This window comes from Citreicoccus inhibens (genome assembly GCF_019039035.1).
GTDB lineage: Bacteria > Myxococcota > Myxococcia > Myxococcales > Myxococcaceae > Citreicoccus > Citreicoccus inhibens.
On record NZ_JAHNZT010000019.1, the window covers coordinates 40,928 to 58,039 of the forward strand.

Sequence of the window (17,112 nt, forward strand, 5' to 3'; positions counted from 1 at the left end):
CGAGGCTCCGGGCCGTCCACACGGGCGGCCCGGTCCCCGCTCACGTTCCGGCGGAGGGCAGGCCGGGAGACCCGAGCGCGCTGCGCGCTCCCGGCACGCCCCAATCCACCACGGGCCAACCCCGTCGCTGCGCCTCGCGCCGCAGGCGATGGTCCGGGTGCACCACCACCGGCCGCCCCACCACCGTCAGCACGGACATGTCTGAAAACGAGTCCGTGTAGAAGGCACACGCGGACAGCGGCACGTCCACCGCGCGCGCGTAGGCTTCAGCGTGGGTGCGCTTGCCGTCACCGAAGCAGATGGGCCCCAGGGGACGCCCTGTGTGCAGGCCATCGCTCCCGACCTCGAAGCGATTGCAGAGCACCGCGTCCAGGCGCAGCTCTTTGGCCACCAGGTCGGACAGATAGCCCGAGGAGGACGTCAGGAGGACCAGCCGATCTCCCTCGCTCCGGTGTGCCTCCACCGCGCGCAGCGCGCCGGGCCGGTAGAGAGGACGAACCTCCTCCGCGTAGAAGTCCCGCGTGCGCGAATGGAGCGCCTCGGCGTCCGTGCCCGCGAGGAACGCGATGGCCCGTTGCACCGCGTCCTGCATGGAGACGAAGCCCAGGTGGTAGCGGGCGATCCACAGGCTCGCGCGCACCGCCTGCCACCGGGTGATGTGCCCGAGCGCGAGCTCCCGGCGGATCCACAGCGAGCCGGAGTTCGCCGCGAGCAGCGTCTTGTCGAGATCGAAGAAGGCGACGGCCACGCCCTTACCTTAAACCGCGCGAACCGGTATCGGCAGCCCCGTGGGGGGCCGTCCGCTCAACCGCCCGCCCGGAGGGCCCGGCGACGCACGAGGGCGCCCGCCACGAGCACCAGACTCGCCAGGGCCGAGCCAGACCCGGTGCTCGCGCACCCCGTGCCTCGCCCGTCCACCGCGAGCTTCATGCCCTCATCCTTCGGAGGCTCGCACTGCGTGGGCGGAAGCCCGCGCGGATAGGTGGAGCAGAAGCCCCGCGCCGAGCCCGAGTCGATGACGCGCTTGGCGGTCTCCCCTTGCGGCGCGGTGGGCTCCATCGTGGAGCCGCGGTCATCCACATGGTCCAGTCCCACGACGTGGCCAATCTCATGCGTCAGCGTGTTCTGCAGATCCGTCGCCACACAGGTGGGCTGCGCCGGGCCGGAGCACACCGGAGCATTCACCGTGGTGAAGAGGAACCCCGTGGAGCCCCCCGGCTGGGACGAGTTCAGCTCGATGTCCGCGTCGAGCACGCGACCGTCCGTGAAGCTGTAGGTGGACGTGGTGAGCCCGATGGTCGCCGCGCCGTGCTGCCAGCACCCGTAGAGGTTGCCGCACGTCTCCGCGTCCCAGCAGGGGTCATCCATCGCGACCAGGTCCTGGCAGGCGCGGTCGCGGAAGAGGATGACGTTGTAGCTGTCGGCGGGGTGCTCCTTGTCGTAGCCAGCGAGCGCCGGCAGCGTCCAGTCATCGCCGCGAATGAAGCGGTAGTCGCTGCACGACGCGGAGAGGGCCCGCCAACTGTCGAAGGCCGCCTCGATGGCCGCGACCGCCGCGTCGCGAGGCGTGCGCGCCGTCCCCGCCGCGTCCAGGTGATAGACGTAGTCGCGCCCGGGCCACATCAAGCACAGCGAACGACCGCGCATCGTCGTGCGCCGGAAGGACAACCCCTGCTGCGCGCCGGCGGCCCCAGCGAGCGCGCAGGCGACGAGCAGGAGCAGGCGGCTCCTCTTCCTCACCGGACACCCCTGCGGCGCGAACGCGCGAGCACGCCGAGCCCCAGCAGCGCCAGCGCCGAGAATCCGCCTCCCGCGGCGGCACACCCCGCCTTGGGCCCCAGCTCCAGGTCGACCACGGGGTGCGGCGACGACTGGCTCATGCCGCCCTTGGGATAGGTGACGCAGACGAACTCGCTCGAGCCGCTGTCGATGACCCGCTTGGACAGCTCACCGGGCGACGAGCTCCGGTTCATGATGGAGCCCGCCGCGCGCGTGTGGTCCAACCCCACCAGGTGGCCAATCTCGTGCGTGGCGGTGTTCTGCACATCGGTGGAGGCGCAGTTCGGGCCGGGCACGAGAACGCACGGCGCGCCGCTGCCCGTCGTGAACGTATAGGTCGCCGCGTTGAAGGAGATGTCTGAGTCGCGGATGATCCCCGAGCGCTCGTCATACGTGGTGAGCGTCACGGCGAGCGTGCCGTCCTCGTCGTCCCAGCAGTCGTACAGGTTGGCGCACGTCCCTGCCTTCCAGCACGCATCCGAGGCATCCACGAAGCTCTTGCAGCGGGTCATCCGAAAGAGCACGAGGTTCTGGTTGTCTCCATCGCGCGTGAAGCCCACCTTGCGCGCGTCCACGAGCGGGCCCTCCGCGAAGTCCAGATTGCCGCAACGGGTGAAGAGGGTCTGCCAGCTCTTGAAGGCCTCGCGCACCGCATCGAATTCGGTGTGCGGGTTCATGTTCGGATTGCCCAGGCTGCTCTGCTGCCAGTCGATGCGGGGCTGATTCCAGAACAAGGCCTGGGAGGAGGAGTCGCCCGCGACGACGCGACTGCGGACATATGGATCCGACGCCTGCCCCAGCGCGAGCGCCACCACCCACGAGGCGAGCGCGAGCATCACTTCGCCTCCTGCAGGGCCGCGCGAATGGCGGCCTTCAGCGCCTCCAGCGTCATGGGCTGAGCACTCGACTGGGAGACTTCACGCGACTGGGGATCCAACACCACCGCGTCCCCCAGCGAAGCGGGCACGGCCATGGCCGAGCGCGCGCCCGCGCCACGCTGCACCTGATACTTGCCCTGCGCCATGCCGGACACTCGGAAGGCGGACGCGCCCTGCTTCTCCAGGAAGAGCACCACCTCCTCGCCCGGCGCGAAGCTCGCGAGTCCACTCACCACCTGCCCCAGGTCCCCCACCCGTCCACCCGGCTGGGTGATGAGCACCGTGCCCCCCGGCTGTCCCTTGAGGGACTCCGTCACCTCCACCTCCACGTCCGTGACGATCCGCATGCCGTCCCCGCTCCACCGGCTCTGCACGCGATGGACGACGCCGTGGACCACGGCATCCGAGCCCCGCGCCAGCGAGGTGAGGTCCGCGCGCAGCAAGGTCGTGGCCTCCGCCGGCCGTCCCACGAGCAGCCCCACCAGCAGCAGCGTGCAAAGTACGTGACGAATCGACATGAAGTGTCTCCTTGGCGGCGCAGCCTATCCCCACCGCCCCACGCGCGCATCGAGCAAGGGGTGGCTTGCGTTGACCCCCTGGTGTCCAACTGCTATCCCGCGCGCTTGCCTATGGCCCAAGCTCCCCGTGTCCGCTTTGCCCCGTCCCCTACTGGATACCTCCACATCGGAGGCGCCCGGACGGCCCTCTTCAACTACCTCTACGCGCGCCGCTTCGGCGGCAACTTCATGCTGCGCATGGAGGATACGGATCAGGAGCGGTCCACCCCGGAGTCGGTGCAAGCCATCCTGGATGGACTGAAGTGGCTGGGATTGGAGTGGGACGAGGGGCCCGGCAAGGAGGGCAAGTACGGCCCCTATTTCCAGACGCAGCGGCTGGACACGTACCGCACCCACTCCGAGCGCCTCATCGCCGAGGGCAAGGCCTTCCGGTGCTACTGCACCCGTGAGGACCTGGAGGCGCGCCGCGCCGCGGCCGAAAAGGAGAAGCGCGCGTACAAGTACGAGGGCACGTGCCGCGAGTTGAAGGCGCCGCCCGCGGGCCGGCGCGTCGAGGACGCGGTGATTCGCTTCAAGATGCCCCGCGAGGAGGGCACCGTGTCGTTCAACGACAAGGTGCTGGGCGTCATCACCAAGCCGTACTCGGACCTGGATGACTGGGTCATGCTGCGCGCGGACGGCATCCCGCTCTACAACTTCGGCTGCGTCATCGACGACCACCTGATGGACATCACCCTGGTCTCGCGTGGCCAGGAGCACGTCAACAGCACCTTCCCGCAGCTCATGCTGTACCAGGCGCTCGGGTGGGCGCCGCCGGAGTTCGCGCACCTGCCGCTCATCCTCGGCCCGGATCGCGAGAAGCTCTCCAAGCGCAAGCACCCCGAGGCGGATGTGATGCTGCACAAGCGCAACGGCATCATGCCGGAGGCGCTCCTCAACTTCGTCATCCGGCTGGGCTGGGGCCACGGCAACGACGAGGTCATCTCGCGCGAGCAGATGCTCGAGTGGTTCGACTTCGCGGACGTAGGCAGCACCTCGGGCGTGTGGAATCCGGAGAAGCTGCTGTGGCTCAACCAGCAGTGGTTCAAGCTGCTACCCCCGGCCACCGTCGCGGAGCGGCTCGTGCCCTTCCTGGAGGCCAAGGGCATCTCGGCCAGGGGCGACGCGCGCCTGGAGCCGCTGGTGTTGGCCCTGCGCGAGCGCGCGCGGACGCTGGAGGAGATGGCCACCACCGCGACCATCTACTTCCGCTCGGGCGTCACCTTGGACGAGAAGGCCGCGGCCAAGCACCTCACCGGGGACTCGCTCAAGCTGCTGGCCCAGGTGCGTGAGCAGCTCGCGGCCCTGCCCGCCTGGAGCACCGACGCGGTGGACGCCGTCGTGAAGGCCGTCAGTGAGCAGGCGGCCGTGGGCATGGGCAAGGTCGCCCAGCCGCTGCGCGTGGCCGTCACGGGCAACACCACGAGCCCGGGCATCGGTGAGACGCTCATGCTCGTGGGCCGCGATGAGGCCCTGCGTCGGATCGACTCGGCCCTGACGCGCACCGCCTGAGCCGGAGCGAATCCTTCAGCCAGCGGGCGCGTGAAGCCGGTGGACGCGCGCCCGCCCGGCGCCTATCTTCGCGAGCAATGATGCGACGGCTTGACACCCTGCGACGGCATTCCTATAAAGCGCGCCCGCTCGGGGGGGTGCTGTTGGCCCTCTGGGTGACAGTGGCGGGAGCCGAGGTGGTCAGCGGCGCCCAACTTCCGGATGGTTCTCAGAAGGTCGGGGAGAATCGATACCGGGCGCCACGCGACTTCGATGCGACGCTGGATTACTACAAGTCGGTGTATCCGGCTTCCAGCTACCCTCGGAAGTCGATCGTCAACCAGCCGGGCGTGAAGGCGGTCCACATCAGCAACCCCACGGGGAAGAACTTCGAGGGGCTGAATATTTACGAGGCGAACAACGAAGAGGTTCGCATCTACGTGGTGCCGCTGCAGCAGGCCCCGAAGCCGGTGAAGAAGCCGGAGTCGAAGCCAGGACGAAAAACGAAGTAGAAGTAGTTGAAGTTCGGCAGTCCAGTTGGTAGTAGAAGCGCCGCCGCAGTCCTTGGGGAATCGTCTAACGGCAGGACAGCAGACTCTGACTCTGCTTATCTAGGTTCGAATCCTAGTTCCCCAGCTCAAGTCTCCGATTGACGCATGAAGGTGGAGACGGTAGGAAGCGCTCGAAGTCAGAGCGTGTTGCAAACGTAACGGCCCTGTCGTCTAGCGGTTAGGACGGTGCCCTCTCACGGCACAAACTCGGGTTCGAATCCCGGCAGGGTCACTCGCCGTTCGTGAGCGAAAGAAGGCCTCTAGAGGAATCTGGGGGCCTTTTTTGTTGTAAGGCCAGGACATCGGCCCTGTCGTCTAGCGGTTAGGACGGTGCCCTCTCACGGCACAAACTCGGGTTCGAATCCCGGCAGGGTCACTCGAAAGAACACAGGGCTCCGAGGGAAACCTCGGGGCCCTGTTCGTTTTTGGCGCCCTGCCCCGCGTCAGCGCGCGGGGATGCTCTGACGGAAGGCCTCCAGCGCCCGGCCGAGCCGCTCCTGCGCGTGCTGGATGCCGCGGCGCAAGAGGAGCATGCGCACCTTCTCGGGCAGGACCCTCGCGCCTTGGTCTCCAGCGCCAAAGCCCACCAGGTCCATGCGCAGGGTGATGGCCTCCAGCAAGTCATTCAGGTCCGCGTCCGCGCCCGCCAGCAGGAGGACATCCGGTGGCTGGTTGTGGAGCCGCTCCGCCTGCGTGCGCCACTGCGGATCCCCCGTCTCCACCACCACGACGTCCGCGCCCGCGAGCTGCGGCGAGTACGGCGGCAGCCCCACCGCCTCGAAACCCGCGGCCTGGAGGAGCGACACCGCGTGCTCGCTGCCCACCACCGCGACGTGGCCCCGCTGGCCGGTTCGCACCGCATCCTCGTAGGCGCGCAGCTCGGCCTCGAGCGCGGCGTGCGCGGGCTCGGGCGCGTCGCGTCCGGCTTGCAGCAACGTCGCCGCCTGCCGAGCCACCTCCCGGGCCTCGTCGCGCGTGCGCACGCCTTGGACTCGCCGCTCCAGGGCCGCGCGCACCTTGGCGCGCAGCACCCGCAGGTCATCGAAGGGCTTGAGGATGTAGTCGCTCGCGCCCGCGGCGAACGCGGCGATGACGGACTCGCTGCTCGCGTAGCCGGTGATCATCACCGCCTCCAGCGCGGGCTGCAGCCGCCGAGCCTCGGCGATGAGCTCCACACCGCCCAGCCCCGGCAGGTTCTTGTCCGTCACCAGGACGTCGACACGCTGCTCCTTCAGGATGGACATCGCCTCCTCGGCGCTGCCCGCCAACACCACGACGAGGTCCGTCTCGCGCTCCAACAGGCGCGAGCAGATGTCGAGCACCACCGGCTCGTCGTCCACCACCATGACCGTCGAGGCGAGCGTCCCTCCCCCACCGCCTTCGCCCTCACCGGTCTCGAACGGGAGTTCCATGAATTCGGAGGATCGCACAGCTCAGGTCCAACTTCGAGGGTGAGACTGCATGGGTCCGCTATGCTGGGCGGCGTGAGCTTCGAGGACGCGCTCCGGGACAACCGGGTGCCCCGCACGGTGGGCGATGTGACGCTGCGCTACGACGAAGCGCGTCTGGTGGGCGAGTCGCGTCCCGCCCCCTGGGTCCACCTGCTGCCCGCCTTCTGCGTGGCCCTGGCGGGAGGATGCACGTTGGGCGCCCTCACCCAGTTCGTCCGGGGCCAGAGCCTGCCCGGGCTGGGCGCCCTGGCGCTCACGGTCCTGGCCGCGGCGCTCCTGGGTTTCGCGCTCCAACTGGAGTCACGGCTGGGTCGGCGGCGCTTCGTGCTGCACTTCCGCACGGAGACGCTGCGACTGGAGACGCTCACCTGGGCACCGGGCGGCACGAGAGCGGAGACCGTGCCCTTCGATGACGTGCGTGCGGTGCGCATCGTCGAGCGCTCCGGCCGAGGCTACGCGCTCGTCGTGGAGTATGGCCCCGAGGCGAGCCTCCGAAACGCGGTGCTCGTGCAAGGTGCGCGGCCCACGGAGGCCGAGGCGCTGCACCGCGTGTGGCGCATGCTGCACAACGCCTTCGGGCTCAGGGGAGCGGGGCTCGCCGGAGGGTGAGTTCGATCTCCGTGCCCTCGCCGGGCGTGGAGGCCAGGCGCAGCGCGCCGCCGAACTGGGCCACCAGCTCCCGGCAGATGGAGAGGCCCAGGCCGGTGCCCACGCCCACCGGCTTGGTGGTGAAGAGCGGCTGGAAGACGCGCTCCTGCAACTCGCCCGGGATGCCGCAGCCGTTGTCGACGACGGACAGGACGACGTCCTCCGCGCGCACCGTCCACCGCACCTCGATGCGCCCCGGACGGCCCGTGCCCTCCATGGCCTGCGCGGCGTTGACGATGAGGTTGAGCAGCACCTGGCACAGCTTCACCGGGCCGAACACGATGCGCACCGGCTCGCCGCTGCTCGTCAGCCGCGCGCGGTCTCGCACCTCGGCGCGCGCGAGCTTCACCGCGAAGGACACCACCTCCGAGACGTCCGCGGTCGCCTCCAGGTCCTCGCCTCGCGCCTGAGCGCGGAGACCCAGCGCCACGCCGCGCAGGTGGTCAGCGCCGTCCGAGAGGTCCTTGATGAGCGCGGGCAGGTCCTCGACGGTGGAGGACACCTCGGGGTCTGGATCCTCCGCGAGGTGGCGCGACACGTATTGCACCACCCGCTCCATGTCCCGCTGCAGCGAGGCCACGTTCTGCGTGAGGTAGCCCACCGGCCCCATCAACTCGTGCGCGATGCCCGCCGTCACCTGGCCCAGCGTCGCCAGACGCTCCGACTTCATCATCCGCCCTTCGACCTCGCGGATGCGCAGCTCCAGTCGCGCGATCTTGAGCGCGTCCTCCAGCGCCGCGAGCAGCTCCGCGCGGTCCCACGGCTTCACGAAGTAGCGCGTCACCTGACCGCGGTTCACCGCGTCGATGACGGCCTGCATGTCCGCGTACGCCGTGACGAGCATGCGCTTGGCGTCCGGCGCGATGGTGCGGGCGCGCTCCAAGAGCTCCACGCCGCTCATCCCCGGCATGCGCTGGTCGGAGAGCACCACCCCAATCTCGCCGCGCCGCTGCTCCAGCAGCGCGAGCGCTTCATTGGGAGACGAGCAACGGAAGATGCGGAAGCGCTGCCCGAAGTTGGCGTCGAACACCCTCAGGTTGAGGGCGTCGTCGTCCACGTACAGCACGGCAGGCAGTTCCGAGGCGTTCATGGTGCTCCTCCAGACCGTGGCTCCCATATCCGGAAGTCAGGCTGGTCGAGCCCAGAATAACGCGTCCCTCAGACATCGCCCCCGGGGCGTGTCGCACCCACTCCCCGTCCGGAGACAAGAGAGGGAAGGCGGTGCCGACGCGGCGGGCACTCCACCCCGTCAGGGTGTGGCGGCGTGCTCCAGCGCGCGCGCCACGGCATCCACCGAGTCGAAGCGGCCGCGCGGCAGTGTCCCCAATTGGGTGAGCAGCGGCGCGGGGGCTTCGTTCTCACGGGCCACCCAGGCCAGCTCCTCCGCGGTGAGCGGGAAGACCGCGCCAGTCAGGGCCTCTTTCAGCGAGGAAGCGAGGGAGGGAGCGCTTCCGACGCGAGACTCCGGCTCCGGCGCACCCGTGCCGCCGAGCCGCTCGCGTGACATGTCGTCGTTCATTTGGTGGTGAAGTTAAGCAGCGAAAGCGCCGGCCTGCCGGCCTTTTTTCAGCGCCTGTCGGACAACCGGGGGGACGAGCCCCCTACGTCCCCGGGTTACCGGCTCCCCCGGGGCAGCCCACCGTACAACCACGGACACCCCTCGGAGGCTGTCTGGAAGGAGACAGGCCATGGCGGAGCAGCGACGGGACGCGGCAGGCGGTGAGAACGGCTACGCGGAGAGGATTGAGCACGTGGAGGCCACGCGGCCCGAGCCCTGGCCCGGCATCCGCTGCCGCTCTCGCGAGCACGAGGAGGACCTGCCCACCGGCACGACACGCGATGAGCAGGCCCGCGTCACTCAGGCCCAGCGACGGCTGGAGGAAGACGTCGAGCCGCCGCGCCACTAACGCGCGGCGGCCGAGACGACGACTAGAACAACAGCCGCGTCGGGTGCTCGAGCAGGCCCTTCAGCTCGCGCAGGTACTCGGCGCCGGTGGCACCGTCGATGACGCGGTGGTCGCCCGAGAGCGTCACCGTCATCATCTTGCGGATCACCATCTGTCCCTCGCGCACCACCACCTTGTCCGCCACCGCGCCCACCGCGAGGATGGCCGACTGCGGCGGGTTGATGACGGCGATGAACTGATCGATGCCGTACATGCCCAGGTTGCTCACCGTGAGCGAGCCACCGCTGTACTCCTCCGGCTTGAGCGCCTTCTTGCGCGCGCGCTCGGCCAGGTCGCGAGACTCGGCGGAGATGGCCTGGAGCCCCTTCAGGTCCGCGTCACGGATGACGGGGGTGATGAGGCCGTCCTCGATGGCCACCGCGATGCCCACATCCGCCGTGCCGTATTGGAGAATCTGATCTCCCGACAGCGCGACGTTGATCTTCGGAGAGCGGCGCAGCGCGATGGCCGCCGCCTTCACGATGATGTCGTTGACGGACACCTTGACGTCGATGGCCTTCGCGTCCTCGCGCACCTTGGTTGCCGCGTCCATCTCCACCTCGATGGTGAGATAGAAGTGCGGCACGCCGGGCTTCACCTCACCCAGGCGCTGGCTGATGACCTTGCGCATGGTGGAGATGGGCATCGCCACCGGCTCGGGGCGCGCGCCCACGGACCGCGTCACCGGCGTGGCCGGCTTCTTCGCGGCGGGGGCGGCGGCCTGCGCCGTGCCCTGCGTCAGCGCCAGCTCGATGTCGCGCTTGACCACGCGACCGAGCGGACCGGAGCCCCGGACGCGCGACAGGTCCAGCCCACGGTCCTGAGCCATGCGCTTCGCCAGCGGGCTGGCGCGCACGCGCCCTCCCGTGGCGGCGGGGGCCACCACCGGCTTCGGAGCCGAGGGAGCCTGGGCCGGCGTCTGCGCCGCGGTCGGTGCCGCAGCCACGGCCGGCTTCGGAGCCGACGCGGGAGCGCCCTTGCCCGCCAGGTACGCGATGGGCGCGCCCACGGTGGCCATCTCGCCCTCGCCCACGACGATGCGCGCGAGCGTGCCGTCGTCGTACGCCTCGATCTCCAGGTTGGACTTGTCCGTCTCCACCTCGGCCAACGCGTCGCCGGAGGAGACCTTGTCGCCCACCTTCTTCAGCCACTTGACGATCTTCCCTTCCTTCATGGTCGGGGAGAGCGAGGGCATGAGCACCGCGATGCCCTCGGACGAAGCGGCGGGCGCGGCGGGAGCCGCGGCGACAGGAGCGGGAGCCGGAGCGGCGGGCTTGGCGGGCGCGGCGCTCGGGGCCGCGACCTTCTCACCCTTGGCCCCGAGGTACGCGATGGGCGCGCCCACGGTGGCCATCTCGCCCTCGCCCACGACGATCTGCTGAAGCACGCCGTCGTCGTAGGCCTCGATCTCGAGGTTGGACTTGTCCGTCTCGACCTCGGCGATCGCGTCGCCGGAGGAGATCTTGTCTCCCACCTTCTTCAGCCACTTGACGATCTTCCCCTCCTTCATGGTCGGGGACAGGCTGGGCATCTGGATGGGTGTGGCCATGAGCGTCAGGCTCCCTCGCGGTACAGGACCTTCTTCACGGCCGCGATGATCTTGGGCGCGTCCGGCTGGGTCGCGTTCTCCAGGTTCGCCGCATAGGACATGTTCACGTCGAGCCCCGTCACGCGCGCGACGGGCGCATCCAGGTCGTCGAACGCCTTCGACTGGATGAGGTCCACCACGGACGCTCCGATGCCGGCGAGGGCCCAGCCCTCCTCGCAGATGACGGCGCGGTTCGTCTTGCGCACGCTCGCGAGAATGGCCTCCTCGTCCAGCGGACGCAGCGTGCGCAGGTCGAGCACCTCCACGCTGATGCCCTCCTTCGCCAGCGCCTCGGCCGCCTCCATGCAGAAGTAGTACATGCGGCTCCACGTGATGAGCGTGACATCCGTGCCCTCACGCTTCACGTCCGCCTTGCCAATCGGGACGATGTGCTCGCCCTCGGGCACCTCGCCCTTCACGGCGTACAGGCGCTCGCCCTCGAACATGATGACCGGGTTCTCGTCCCGGATGGCCGACTTGAGCAGGCCCTTGGCGTCCGCCGGCGTGGCCGGCGCAATCACCTTGAGGCCCGGGAAGTGGGCGTAGTTGGCCTCGAGCGCCTGGCTGTGCTGGCTGGAGAGCCGGCCGCCCGCGCCACCCGGACCGCGGAACACGATGGGGCAGCGCAGCTGGCCACCGCTCATGTGCCGCAGCTTCGCGGCGTTGTTGACGATCTGATCCATCGCCAGGATGGCGAAGTTCCAGGTCATCATCTCCACCACCGGGCGCAGGCCCACCATGGCGGCGCCCGCGCTCATTCCGGCGAAGCCCAGCTCGGAGATGGGCGCATCGATGATGCGCGCGCTCCCGAACCGGTCCAGCAATCCCTGCGACACCTTGAAGGCGCCGTTGTAGCGACCCACCTCTTCCCCAATCAGGAAGACATTGGCGTCGCGCTCCATCTCCTCGGCGAGGGCCTGATTCAGGGCCTCGCGATACATCAACTCGGGCATCGTCGGCTCCGACTCGAACTCGAAAGGGTTGTGCTTGGAAGTCCGCGGGCGCTAGCGAATCAGCCCGGCCTTCCGGTCCGCCTGCTCGGCCTGCTCGCGCGGCTCGAGGTCCCACGTCACCTTGAGCTCCTGGCCGCTCGGGTACGAGGGCCACTGGGTGACCTTCACGCCCAGCACGCGCTCACGCGGGCGGACGTCCTCCTCCCCCGGCTCCACGATGGTGTCGCGCCACAGCTCATCCAGGCTCGGCTCGGGCGACTCGTCCGCGAACTTCACGGCCGCGTCCACCACCGCCTTCTCCGCGTCCTCGATGGCCTCGAAGTCCGCGTCCGTCGCCAGCTTCTGCGCGAGGATGTACGCGCGCAGCTTGGGCAGCGGATCATTCTTCCGCTCGTCCTCCACCTCCTGCTTGGTCCGGTAGTTGGCCGGATCCGCCATGGAGTGGCCGCGGAAGCGGTACGTGTTCGCCTCGAGCAGCACCGGGCCGTTGCCCGCGCGGCAGTACGCGGCGGCGTCCTTCACCGCGTCGTACATCTTCAGCACGTCCATGCCGTCCACGGCCGCGCCGCGGATGCCATAGGCGCTCGCGCGCTTGTGGATCTCCGGCACCGCGGACGTGCGCGCGATGGCCGTGCCCATGCCGTAGCGGTTGTTCTCGCAGATGTAGATGACCGGCAGCTTCCACTTGGCCGCCATGTTGAGCGTCTCGTGGAAGGCGCCCTGGTTGGCCGCCGCGTCCCCGAAGAAGCACACCGTGACGCGGTCCTCGTTGCGGTAGCGGCTGGCGAACGCCATGCCGGCCGCCAGCGGAATCTGCCCGCCCACGATGCCGTAGCCGCCGTAGAAGTGGTGCTCGATGTCGAAGATGTGCATCGAGCCGCCCTTGCCCTTGCTGTAGCCGGTGCCCCGGCCGAACAGCTCCGCCATCACCATGCCCGCGTCGCTGCCACGTGCCAGCGGCTGGCCGTGATCGCGATAGGCGGACAGCATGTAGTCATCCGATCGGATGGCTTCGTTGGCGCCCACCGCCACCGCCTCCTGACCGATGTAGAGGTGACAGAAGCCGGCAATCTTCCCCAGGCCGTACTGCTGGCCCGCGCGCTCCTCGAAGCGGCGGAGAAGGTACATCTTCCGGTACATCGTCAACAGCTGCTCTTTCGAGTACGCGCTGGCCACCGCGGCATGCCTCCGTCTGGGCCGTCCGCGCCTTGGGGGCTCTGGACGGCAAACGCCGAGCGCCTCATAGCGCGCGGACCTGGGACTTCAAAGCCTTTCAGAACCTCGCCGCACTGCGACTGTCATTCAGGCGCGGTGCGTCACGCGCCGAGCGCGAAATGAGGCACGGACACGATGCCATCCAGCAGCGTCACGGGCCTGCCCGAGTGGTCGGTAGCCAGATGGATGACCAAGGCGTCGGGGAACTTGCGCCGGTAGTCATTGGCATGGGTTGGCTCGTTGTCGAACGCGGCCACCACGGTGCCCATCCGCCCCAGTCGCGCGTGGGCCTCGCGCTTGAACGCGTCATCGTCCTCCTGCAACGTGGGCTTCATCAGCAGGTGGATGCCTTGCGCCTCGCGGGGTGTCACCAACCCGCAACGGGTCATGCACGCCACGGTGCCCTCGCGCATGCCCTCGTGGCGTCCGGTGACGTAGGCGAGCTGCGCGCCGGTGCCCACGACGGCGTGGGTGAACTCCGCGGCGCCCTCGATGGCCTCGTCGTCCGCGCAGTAGCCACTGGTGAAGAAGCGCTCCTGCCAGAAGCGACGCGCCTCGCTGAAGTGCGCCTCGATGTCCGCTTCGCCCAGGCCACACGCCCGCATGGCGGCGCGCATGTCCCAGCCGGTGTCCCAGTGGTGCGGTGCGCACGCGGTGAGCGCGCCAAGCCCGCGCGCGGCGCCGTACTCGCGCAGGATGCGCGCCTGCCGGGGCCGATTGTCGAAGAGGGTGGAGTCCAGGTCGAACGCGAGCACCGCCTGGCTGCTCAGCGAGCGAGCGCGCTCGAGGATGGCCCGGAGGGAGTCGCGCCAGTCGTCGCGCACGCGCTTCTTGAAGTCGTCGTCTGCCATGAGCGCCGGAAGATACATGCGCGCGTCACGGGCTCGACACCGAAAGTGCCCGTCAGGCGGCCGGCTGACAGGCCCCGGTCCCGGCGGGCGCGTCCGGCGCTCCCGGCGACGGATAGGTCTGCATGCGCTGGATGCCATTGCGATCCAGCACCAGCCGCACGAGCTGCGAGGACTCCTTGCGGCCCCCGGCCTCCTCCACCGTGAAGCGGAACACCAGGTCCACCGCGTAGCGCTTGGCGCCCCGGATGCGGCCCACCGAGAAGTCCTCCAGGTCCACGTACTCGAGCGCGAACTCCGGCTCGTCCATGTCCCGCAGGAAGCGCTCCACGTTGAGGCGCAGGATGTCCGTCACGCCCGTCAGTCCCCGCTCGCTGCGCGGCAGGAGGCGCGCATCCAGCACGATGCGCTTCTGGTAGCGGATGACCATCTCCGACAGCTCGCCCTGCGACACGGTGGTGAAGTCGTCGTGCAGCCGCAGCGACGTCACCTGCGGCGGAACCTTCACCGCGCCGCCGTAGTCCACGCGCTCCTCGCACGTGCCAATGGTCCGCGCCGTCACCGGATCCACCAGGTCCGTGGTGCGGTCATACAAGTGGGTCGCGGCCACGCGGCTGAAGATGCGGCGCAGCCCTTCCTTGATGCGATCCTTCATCATGTAGCCGACGACGGCGATGAGGAAGAAGTTGAGGCTGGCCTGCGTGAAGCGCACCTGGGCCCAGAAGGCCACCGCGGTGGCGAACGCCATGGCCACGCCCGCCGCGAGCGCGAAGAGGACCTCCTCCCAACCCTGCCGCTTCTGCTTGCGACGCGCGGAGAGGAACAGGACGTTCATGCAGAACTTCTTCAGGAAGCCCAGCCGCTGCATGTACTCCTCGTTGTCCCCGGTGGGACTGAGGACGCTGCGCAGCCGGTGCTCCTTGCGGTACGACTCCTCGCGCAGCACCGCGTCCATCAACCCCTTGCGCAAGGTCAGCCACTGACTCGAGCGCGGCAGCGCCCCCATGTCCGCCACCGCGCGGCGGAAGAACTGCTCCACGAGCAGGCTCACGTACTCGTCCACCAGCCGCAGCGACGCGCGCGTCTTCTCCGTCAGCCGCAGCTCGCCCACGGCGCGCAGCCACGCGCGGAAGCGCTCCAGCACGCGGGCCATGCCGTCGCCCGCCACGAGCACCACTTCCTCCAACTCGCTGCGCGCGGCGTCGACGTCCTTCTTCCCATCGCAGCGAGACTCCACCGTGGTGGCGAAGCGCCGCAGCGCCCCGCGCAGCACGCAGGAGAACAGCTTGGCGTGGTAGACGACGTCCACCTCGGTGCCCAGCCCCGTGCGCAGCCACGCCTCCAGCCACACGAGCGGCGAGCCGTCTGACGTCAGCAGCTCCGCCAGCCCCATCACCGGCGTCTTGAACCGCACGTAGTTGTGGATGTCCGCGTAGAAGTCCGCGCGCGGGTACGTCTCCGCGTCGATGTTCAGACTCGACGGCAGGAAGAGATACGACTCCACCAGATATCGGGTCTCGTCCGTCCCCGCCGGCTGGTACTCGAGCTTGATCTCGAACTGCTTCCGGTCATGGACGTCGAACCGGCTGATGAGTGCTTCGGGGACCTGGGACACGCCGCCACTGTACGTCACGCGGCTGTCACATAGGGAGCCACCTGTCCCCCGAGGCCGGGGGACGTCGGAGAAACCACGCGGCCCTCAGCCCTCGGTGCCAGTCCGCTTCGGGGCCCCGGCGGCCGGCGCCGAAGATAGTTGGGGCACCGACCGAGGCTGAGGCTTTGCGTTCCACACCCGCGTGGCGAGCACGAGCCCCACCACCGCCAGGGGCAGCATGGCCACGGGCCAGGGCATCCAGTTGGCGGCGACCTTCATGTCCGCGCCCGTGGGGAGGATGGCCCCGTAGACGAGCGCGTGGATGGCCGTGCCGGCGTACACCGCGCCGTCGATGATGCCCACCACCACGCCCGCGTTCTTCTTGCCGCCAAAGTCCATGGTGGCCGTGCCGGACAGCATGCCGTGCACGCCGATGACGCACAGGGACATGAACACCACGGCCCAACCCGTGCCCGTGGTGCCGAGCAGGAACACCGCCGCCACCGCGCCCGCGAGCAGTCCGGCATAGAGCACCGCGGACACGGGCCCGCGGCGTGAGTCGAACACCCGGTCGCTGATGACCCCCGCGAACATGCCGCCGAGGATGCCGGCCACGCACGAGAGCATGCCCCAGTTGGACGCGACGAACTCGCCGCCCACGCCCACCGCCTTGGCGTACTTGGGATACCACTGCATCACCGCGTTGCGCAGGAAGCCGCTGCAGAACTCCACGCAGAGGATGACGAGGATGGTGCGGTTGGTGAGCATCTTCTTGAAGATGGCGACCACCCCCAGGGCCGGCCCCGTGTCACCGCTGGAGGCATCCGCCGTGTCGAAGTCCTTGAACCCGGCCTCGCCAGGCGTGTCGACGATGGTGAAGCTGTCGAGCAATACGAAGGCGGCGAGCAACACGGCCGGCACGTAGAACACCCAGTACACCGGCGCCGCGTTCGCGATGAACTTGCTCCAGTCGAACGCGAAGTAGAGGCCCAGGGAGATGAGGATGCCGAACACGCCGCCCAACTGCCCGCGCTCCCGCACGTGGAACCACGAGGCGTTCACCTTGACGATGGAGACGGCGCCAAAGCTCTGGAAATACATGTTGATGGCGTAGAGCACGGACAGCCACGCCACGATGCCTCCCGGCGGCGCCCACCCACGCTCGAGCACCGCGTACACCACTTCCCCCATGAGGATGTTGGCCACCGCCGAGCCACCCGCGGACAGCAGGATGGTGAAGCGGCCGCCAAGCTTGTCCGTCAGCGGGCCATTGACGAGGAAGGCCACGCCGTAGACGAGCGTCCCCCAGAAGAAGATGGTGGCGAAGTCCGCGTTGGAGGTCTGCTTCCCCATGGCGCTCGTCGCCTCGTTGACGTTGTAGCGCCCCATGTAGAGGAACGCGTACGTCATCCCCAACGGGAACCAATTGAGGAAGCGCCGGCGCAGGAACCGCGGCGAGTGCCCCAGGTCCACGCGGGGAAGCCGTGTGAGCACCAGGGCAATGGCCCCGAGCAGGATGACGATCGGCAGGAGCTGGGCCAGCCACGGGGGCAACGACGACATGCAGCAACCTCGTCAAAGGAAGAGAAGGCGGGGCGCACCCTACCCCGTCT

16 protein-coding genes, 3 tRNA genes and 1 pseudogene are annotated in these 17,112 nt (G+C 68.9%); 7 read left to right on the plus strand and 13 right to left on the minus strand.

The window, feature by feature from the left end:
* Positions 1 to 40: 40 nt before the first annotated feature.
* Genes KRR26_RS21665 through KRR26_RS21680 form a run of 4 tightly spaced genes read right to left on the minus strand, consistent with a single transcriptional unit; the run spans position 41 to position 3,175 of the window.
* On the minus strand, positions 41 to 748 hold the full coding sequence (locus KRR26_RS21665) for an HAD family hydrolase (RefSeq protein WP_217080705.1): 708 nt from the start codon (positions 746 to 748) through the stop codon (positions 41 to 43).
* Positions 749 to 804: 56 nt separating this feature from the next.
* The gene (locus tag KRR26_RS21670) at positions 805 to 1,740 is read right to left on the minus strand and encodes a myxosortase-dependent metalloprotease, MXAN_2677/MXAN_2678 family (protein WP_233576479.1); all 936 of its coding nucleotides are present in this window, start codon (positions 1,738 to 1,740) and stop codon (positions 805 to 807) included.
* A complete protein-coding gene (locus KRR26_RS21675; RefSeq protein ID WP_120201015.1) occupies positions 1,737 to 2,615 on the minus strand; it encodes a myxosortase-dependent metalloprotease, MXAN_2677/MXAN_2678 family in 879 nt (292 codons plus the stop codon). The genes KRR26_RS21670 and KRR26_RS21675 overlap by 4 nt, the downstream gene beginning before the upstream one ends.
* Positions 2,615 to 3,175, minus strand: a complete 561-nt coding sequence (locus KRR26_RS21680) for a hypothetical protein (RefSeq protein WP_120201017.1) — start codon at positions 3,173 to 3,175, stop codon at positions 2,615 to 2,617. Before KRR26_RS21680 ends, KRR26_RS21675 begins: the two co-directional genes overlap by 1 nt.
* 111 nt (positions 3,176 to 3,286) lie before the next feature.
* On the opposite strand from KRR26_RS21680, the gene gltX reads away from it, so the two are divergent.
* The 5 genes from gltX to KRR26_RS21705 all read left to right on the plus strand — a co-directional run bounded on the left by gltX (position 3,287) and on the right by KRR26_RS21705 (position 5,632).
* Positions 3,287 to 4,726, plus strand: coding sequence for a glutamate--tRNA ligase (gltX, locus tag KRR26_RS21685; RefSeq protein WP_217080706.1), 1,440 nt, complete (start codon positions 3,287 to 3,289; stop codon positions 4,724 to 4,726).
* Positions 4,727 to 4,803: 77 nt separating this feature from the next.
* Positions 4,804 to 5,217 (plus strand): hypothetical protein, encoded by a 414-nt coding sequence (locus KRR26_RS21690; protein ID WP_120201019.1) that lies wholly within the window; start codon positions 4,804 to 4,806, stop codon positions 5,215 to 5,217.
* Positions 5,218 to 5,270: 53 nt separating this feature from the next.
* Positions 5,271 to 5,341: transfer RNA gene (locus KRR26_RS21695), tRNA-Gln, on the plus strand.
* A 75-nt stretch (positions 5,342 to 5,416) separates the two neighbouring features.
* Positions 5,417 to 5,488 (plus strand) — tRNA-Glu (locus KRR26_RS21700).
* Between the two features lie 72 nt (positions 5,489 to 5,560).
* Positions 5,561 to 5,632: transfer RNA gene (locus KRR26_RS21705), tRNA-Glu, on the plus strand.
* Between the two features lie 67 nt (positions 5,633 to 5,699).
* Here the strand turns inward: KRR26_RS21705 and KRR26_RS21710 are convergent.
* Complete coding sequence (locus tag KRR26_RS21710; protein ID WP_199723632.1) at positions 5,700 to 6,668, minus strand: response regulator; 969 nt, start codon at positions 6,666 to 6,668, stop codon at positions 5,700 to 5,702.
* 72 nt (positions 6,669 to 6,740) lie between these two features.
* Between KRR26_RS21710 and KRR26_RS21715 the strand changes: the two genes are divergently transcribed.
* On the plus strand, positions 6,741 to 7,316 hold the full coding sequence (locus tag KRR26_RS21715) for a hypothetical protein (RefSeq protein ID WP_328707185.1): 576 nt from the start codon (positions 6,741 to 6,743) through the stop codon (positions 7,314 to 7,316).
* On the opposite strand, the gene KRR26_RS21720 is transcribed toward KRR26_RS21715, so the two are convergent.
* Together KRR26_RS21720 and KRR26_RS21725 are read right to left on the minus strand one after the other, a co-directional pair.
* Positions 7,288 to 8,445: a sensor histidine kinase gene (locus KRR26_RS21720; RefSeq protein ID WP_120201025.1), complete on the minus strand. Its 1,158-nt coding sequence runs from the start codon at positions 8,443 to 8,445 to the stop codon at positions 7,288 to 7,290. The genes KRR26_RS21715 and KRR26_RS21720 overlap by 29 nt on opposite strands.
* Before the next feature lie 159 nt (positions 8,446 to 8,604).
* Positions 8,605 to 8,862 (minus strand): DUF2795 domain-containing protein, encoded by a 258-nt coding sequence (locus tag KRR26_RS21725; RefSeq protein WP_120201027.1) that lies wholly within the window; start codon positions 8,860 to 8,862, stop codon positions 8,605 to 8,607.
* Between the two features lie 181 nt (positions 8,863 to 9,043).
* On the opposite strand from KRR26_RS21725, the gene KRR26_RS21730 reads away from it, so the two are divergent.
* A complete protein-coding gene (locus tag KRR26_RS21730) occupies positions 9,044 to 9,262 on the plus strand; it encodes a hypothetical protein (RefSeq protein ID WP_120201029.1) in 219 nt (72 codons plus the stop codon).
* A 22-nt stretch (positions 9,263 to 9,284) separates the two neighbouring features.
* Here the strand turns inward: KRR26_RS21730 and KRR26_RS21735 are convergent, their stop codons facing one another.
* The 6 genes and pseudogenes from KRR26_RS21735 to KRR26_RS21760 all read right to left on the minus strand — a co-directional run bounded on the left by KRR26_RS21735 (position 9,285) and on the right by KRR26_RS21760 (position 17,062).
* On the minus strand, positions 9,285 to 10,850 hold the full coding sequence (locus KRR26_RS21735) for a pyruvate dehydrogenase complex dihydrolipoamide acetyltransferase (protein WP_217080708.1): 1,566 nt from the start codon (positions 10,848 to 10,850) through the stop codon (positions 9,285 to 9,287).
* Positions 10,851 to 10,855: 5 nt separating this feature from the next.
* Positions 10,856 to 11,860: pseudogene (locus KRR26_RS21740) on the minus strand (pyruvate dehydrogenase complex E1 component subunit beta); the annotation flags it as partial.
* A 33-nt stretch (positions 11,861 to 11,893) separates the two neighbouring features.
* Positions 11,894 to 13,018 (minus strand): pyruvate dehydrogenase (acetyl-transferring) E1 component subunit alpha, encoded by a 1,125-nt coding sequence (gene pdhA / locus KRR26_RS21745; RefSeq protein WP_217080709.1) that lies wholly within the window; start codon positions 13,016 to 13,018, stop codon positions 11,894 to 11,896.
* A 140-nt stretch (positions 13,019 to 13,158) separates the two neighbouring features.
* The gene (locus KRR26_RS21750) at positions 13,159 to 13,908 is read right to left on the minus strand and encodes an HAD family hydrolase (protein ID WP_120202236.1); all 750 of its coding nucleotides are present in this window, start codon (positions 13,906 to 13,908) and stop codon (positions 13,159 to 13,161) included.
* Positions 13,909 to 13,960: 52 nt separating this feature from the next.
* On the minus strand, positions 13,961 to 15,520 hold the full coding sequence (locus KRR26_RS21755) for a hypothetical protein (RefSeq protein WP_120202238.1): 1,560 nt from the start codon (positions 15,518 to 15,520) through the stop codon (positions 13,961 to 13,963).
* 84 nt (positions 15,521 to 15,604) lie between these two features.
* Complete coding sequence (locus KRR26_RS21760) at positions 15,605 to 17,062, minus strand: MFS transporter (protein WP_120201036.1); 1,458 nt, start codon at positions 17,060 to 17,062, stop codon at positions 15,605 to 15,607.
* Positions 17,063 to 17,112 lie beyond the last annotated feature (50 nt).

What these genes read in the sequence shown, in the direction of transcription:
- KRR26_RS21725 (WP_120201027.1), bottom strand. Translation starts at nt 8,862, where the DNA reads ATGTCACGCGAGCGGCTCGGCGGCACGGGTGCGCCGGAGCCGGAGTCT.
- KRR26_RS21730 (WP_120201029.1), top strand. Translation starts at nt 9,044, where the DNA reads ATGGCGGAGCAGCGACGGGACGCGGCAGGCGGTGAGAACGGCTACGCG.
- KRR26_RS21675 (WP_120201015.1), bottom strand. Translation starts at nt 2,615, where the DNA reads ATGCTCGCGCTCGCCTCGTGGGTGGTGGCGCTCGCGCTGGGGCAGGCG.
- KRR26_RS21690 (WP_120201019.1), top strand. Translation starts at nt 4,804, where the DNA reads ATGATGCGACGGCTTGACACCCTGCGACGGCATTCCTATAAAGCGCGC.
- KRR26_RS21750 (WP_120202236.1), bottom strand. Translation starts at nt 13,908, where the DNA reads ATGGCAGACGACGACTTCAAGAAGCGCGTGCGCGACGACTGGCGCGAC.
- KRR26_RS21760 (WP_120201036.1), bottom strand. Translation starts at nt 17,062, where the DNA reads ATGTCGTCGTTGCCCCCGTGGCTGGCCCAGCTCCTGCCGATCGTCATC.
- KRR26_RS21735 (WP_217080708.1), bottom strand. Translation starts at nt 10,850, where the DNA reads ATGGCCACACCCATCCAGATGCCCAGCCTGTCCCCGACCATGAAGGAG.
- KRR26_RS21720 (WP_120201025.1), bottom strand. Translation starts at nt 8,445, where the DNA reads ATGAACGCCTCGGAACTGCCTGCCGTGCTGTACGTGGACGACGACGCC.
- KRR26_RS21710 (WP_199723632.1), bottom strand. Translation starts at nt 6,668, where the DNA reads ATGGAACTCCCGTTCGAGACCGGTGAGGGCGAAGGCGGTGGGGGAGGG.
- gltX (WP_217080706.1), top strand. Translation starts at nt 3,287, where the DNA reads ATGGCCCAAGCTCCCCGTGTCCGCTTTGCCCCGTCCCCTACTGGATAC.
- KRR26_RS21680 (WP_120201017.1), bottom strand. Translation starts at nt 3,175, where the DNA reads ATGTCGATTCGTCACGTACTTTGCACGCTGCTGCTGGTGGGGCTGCTC.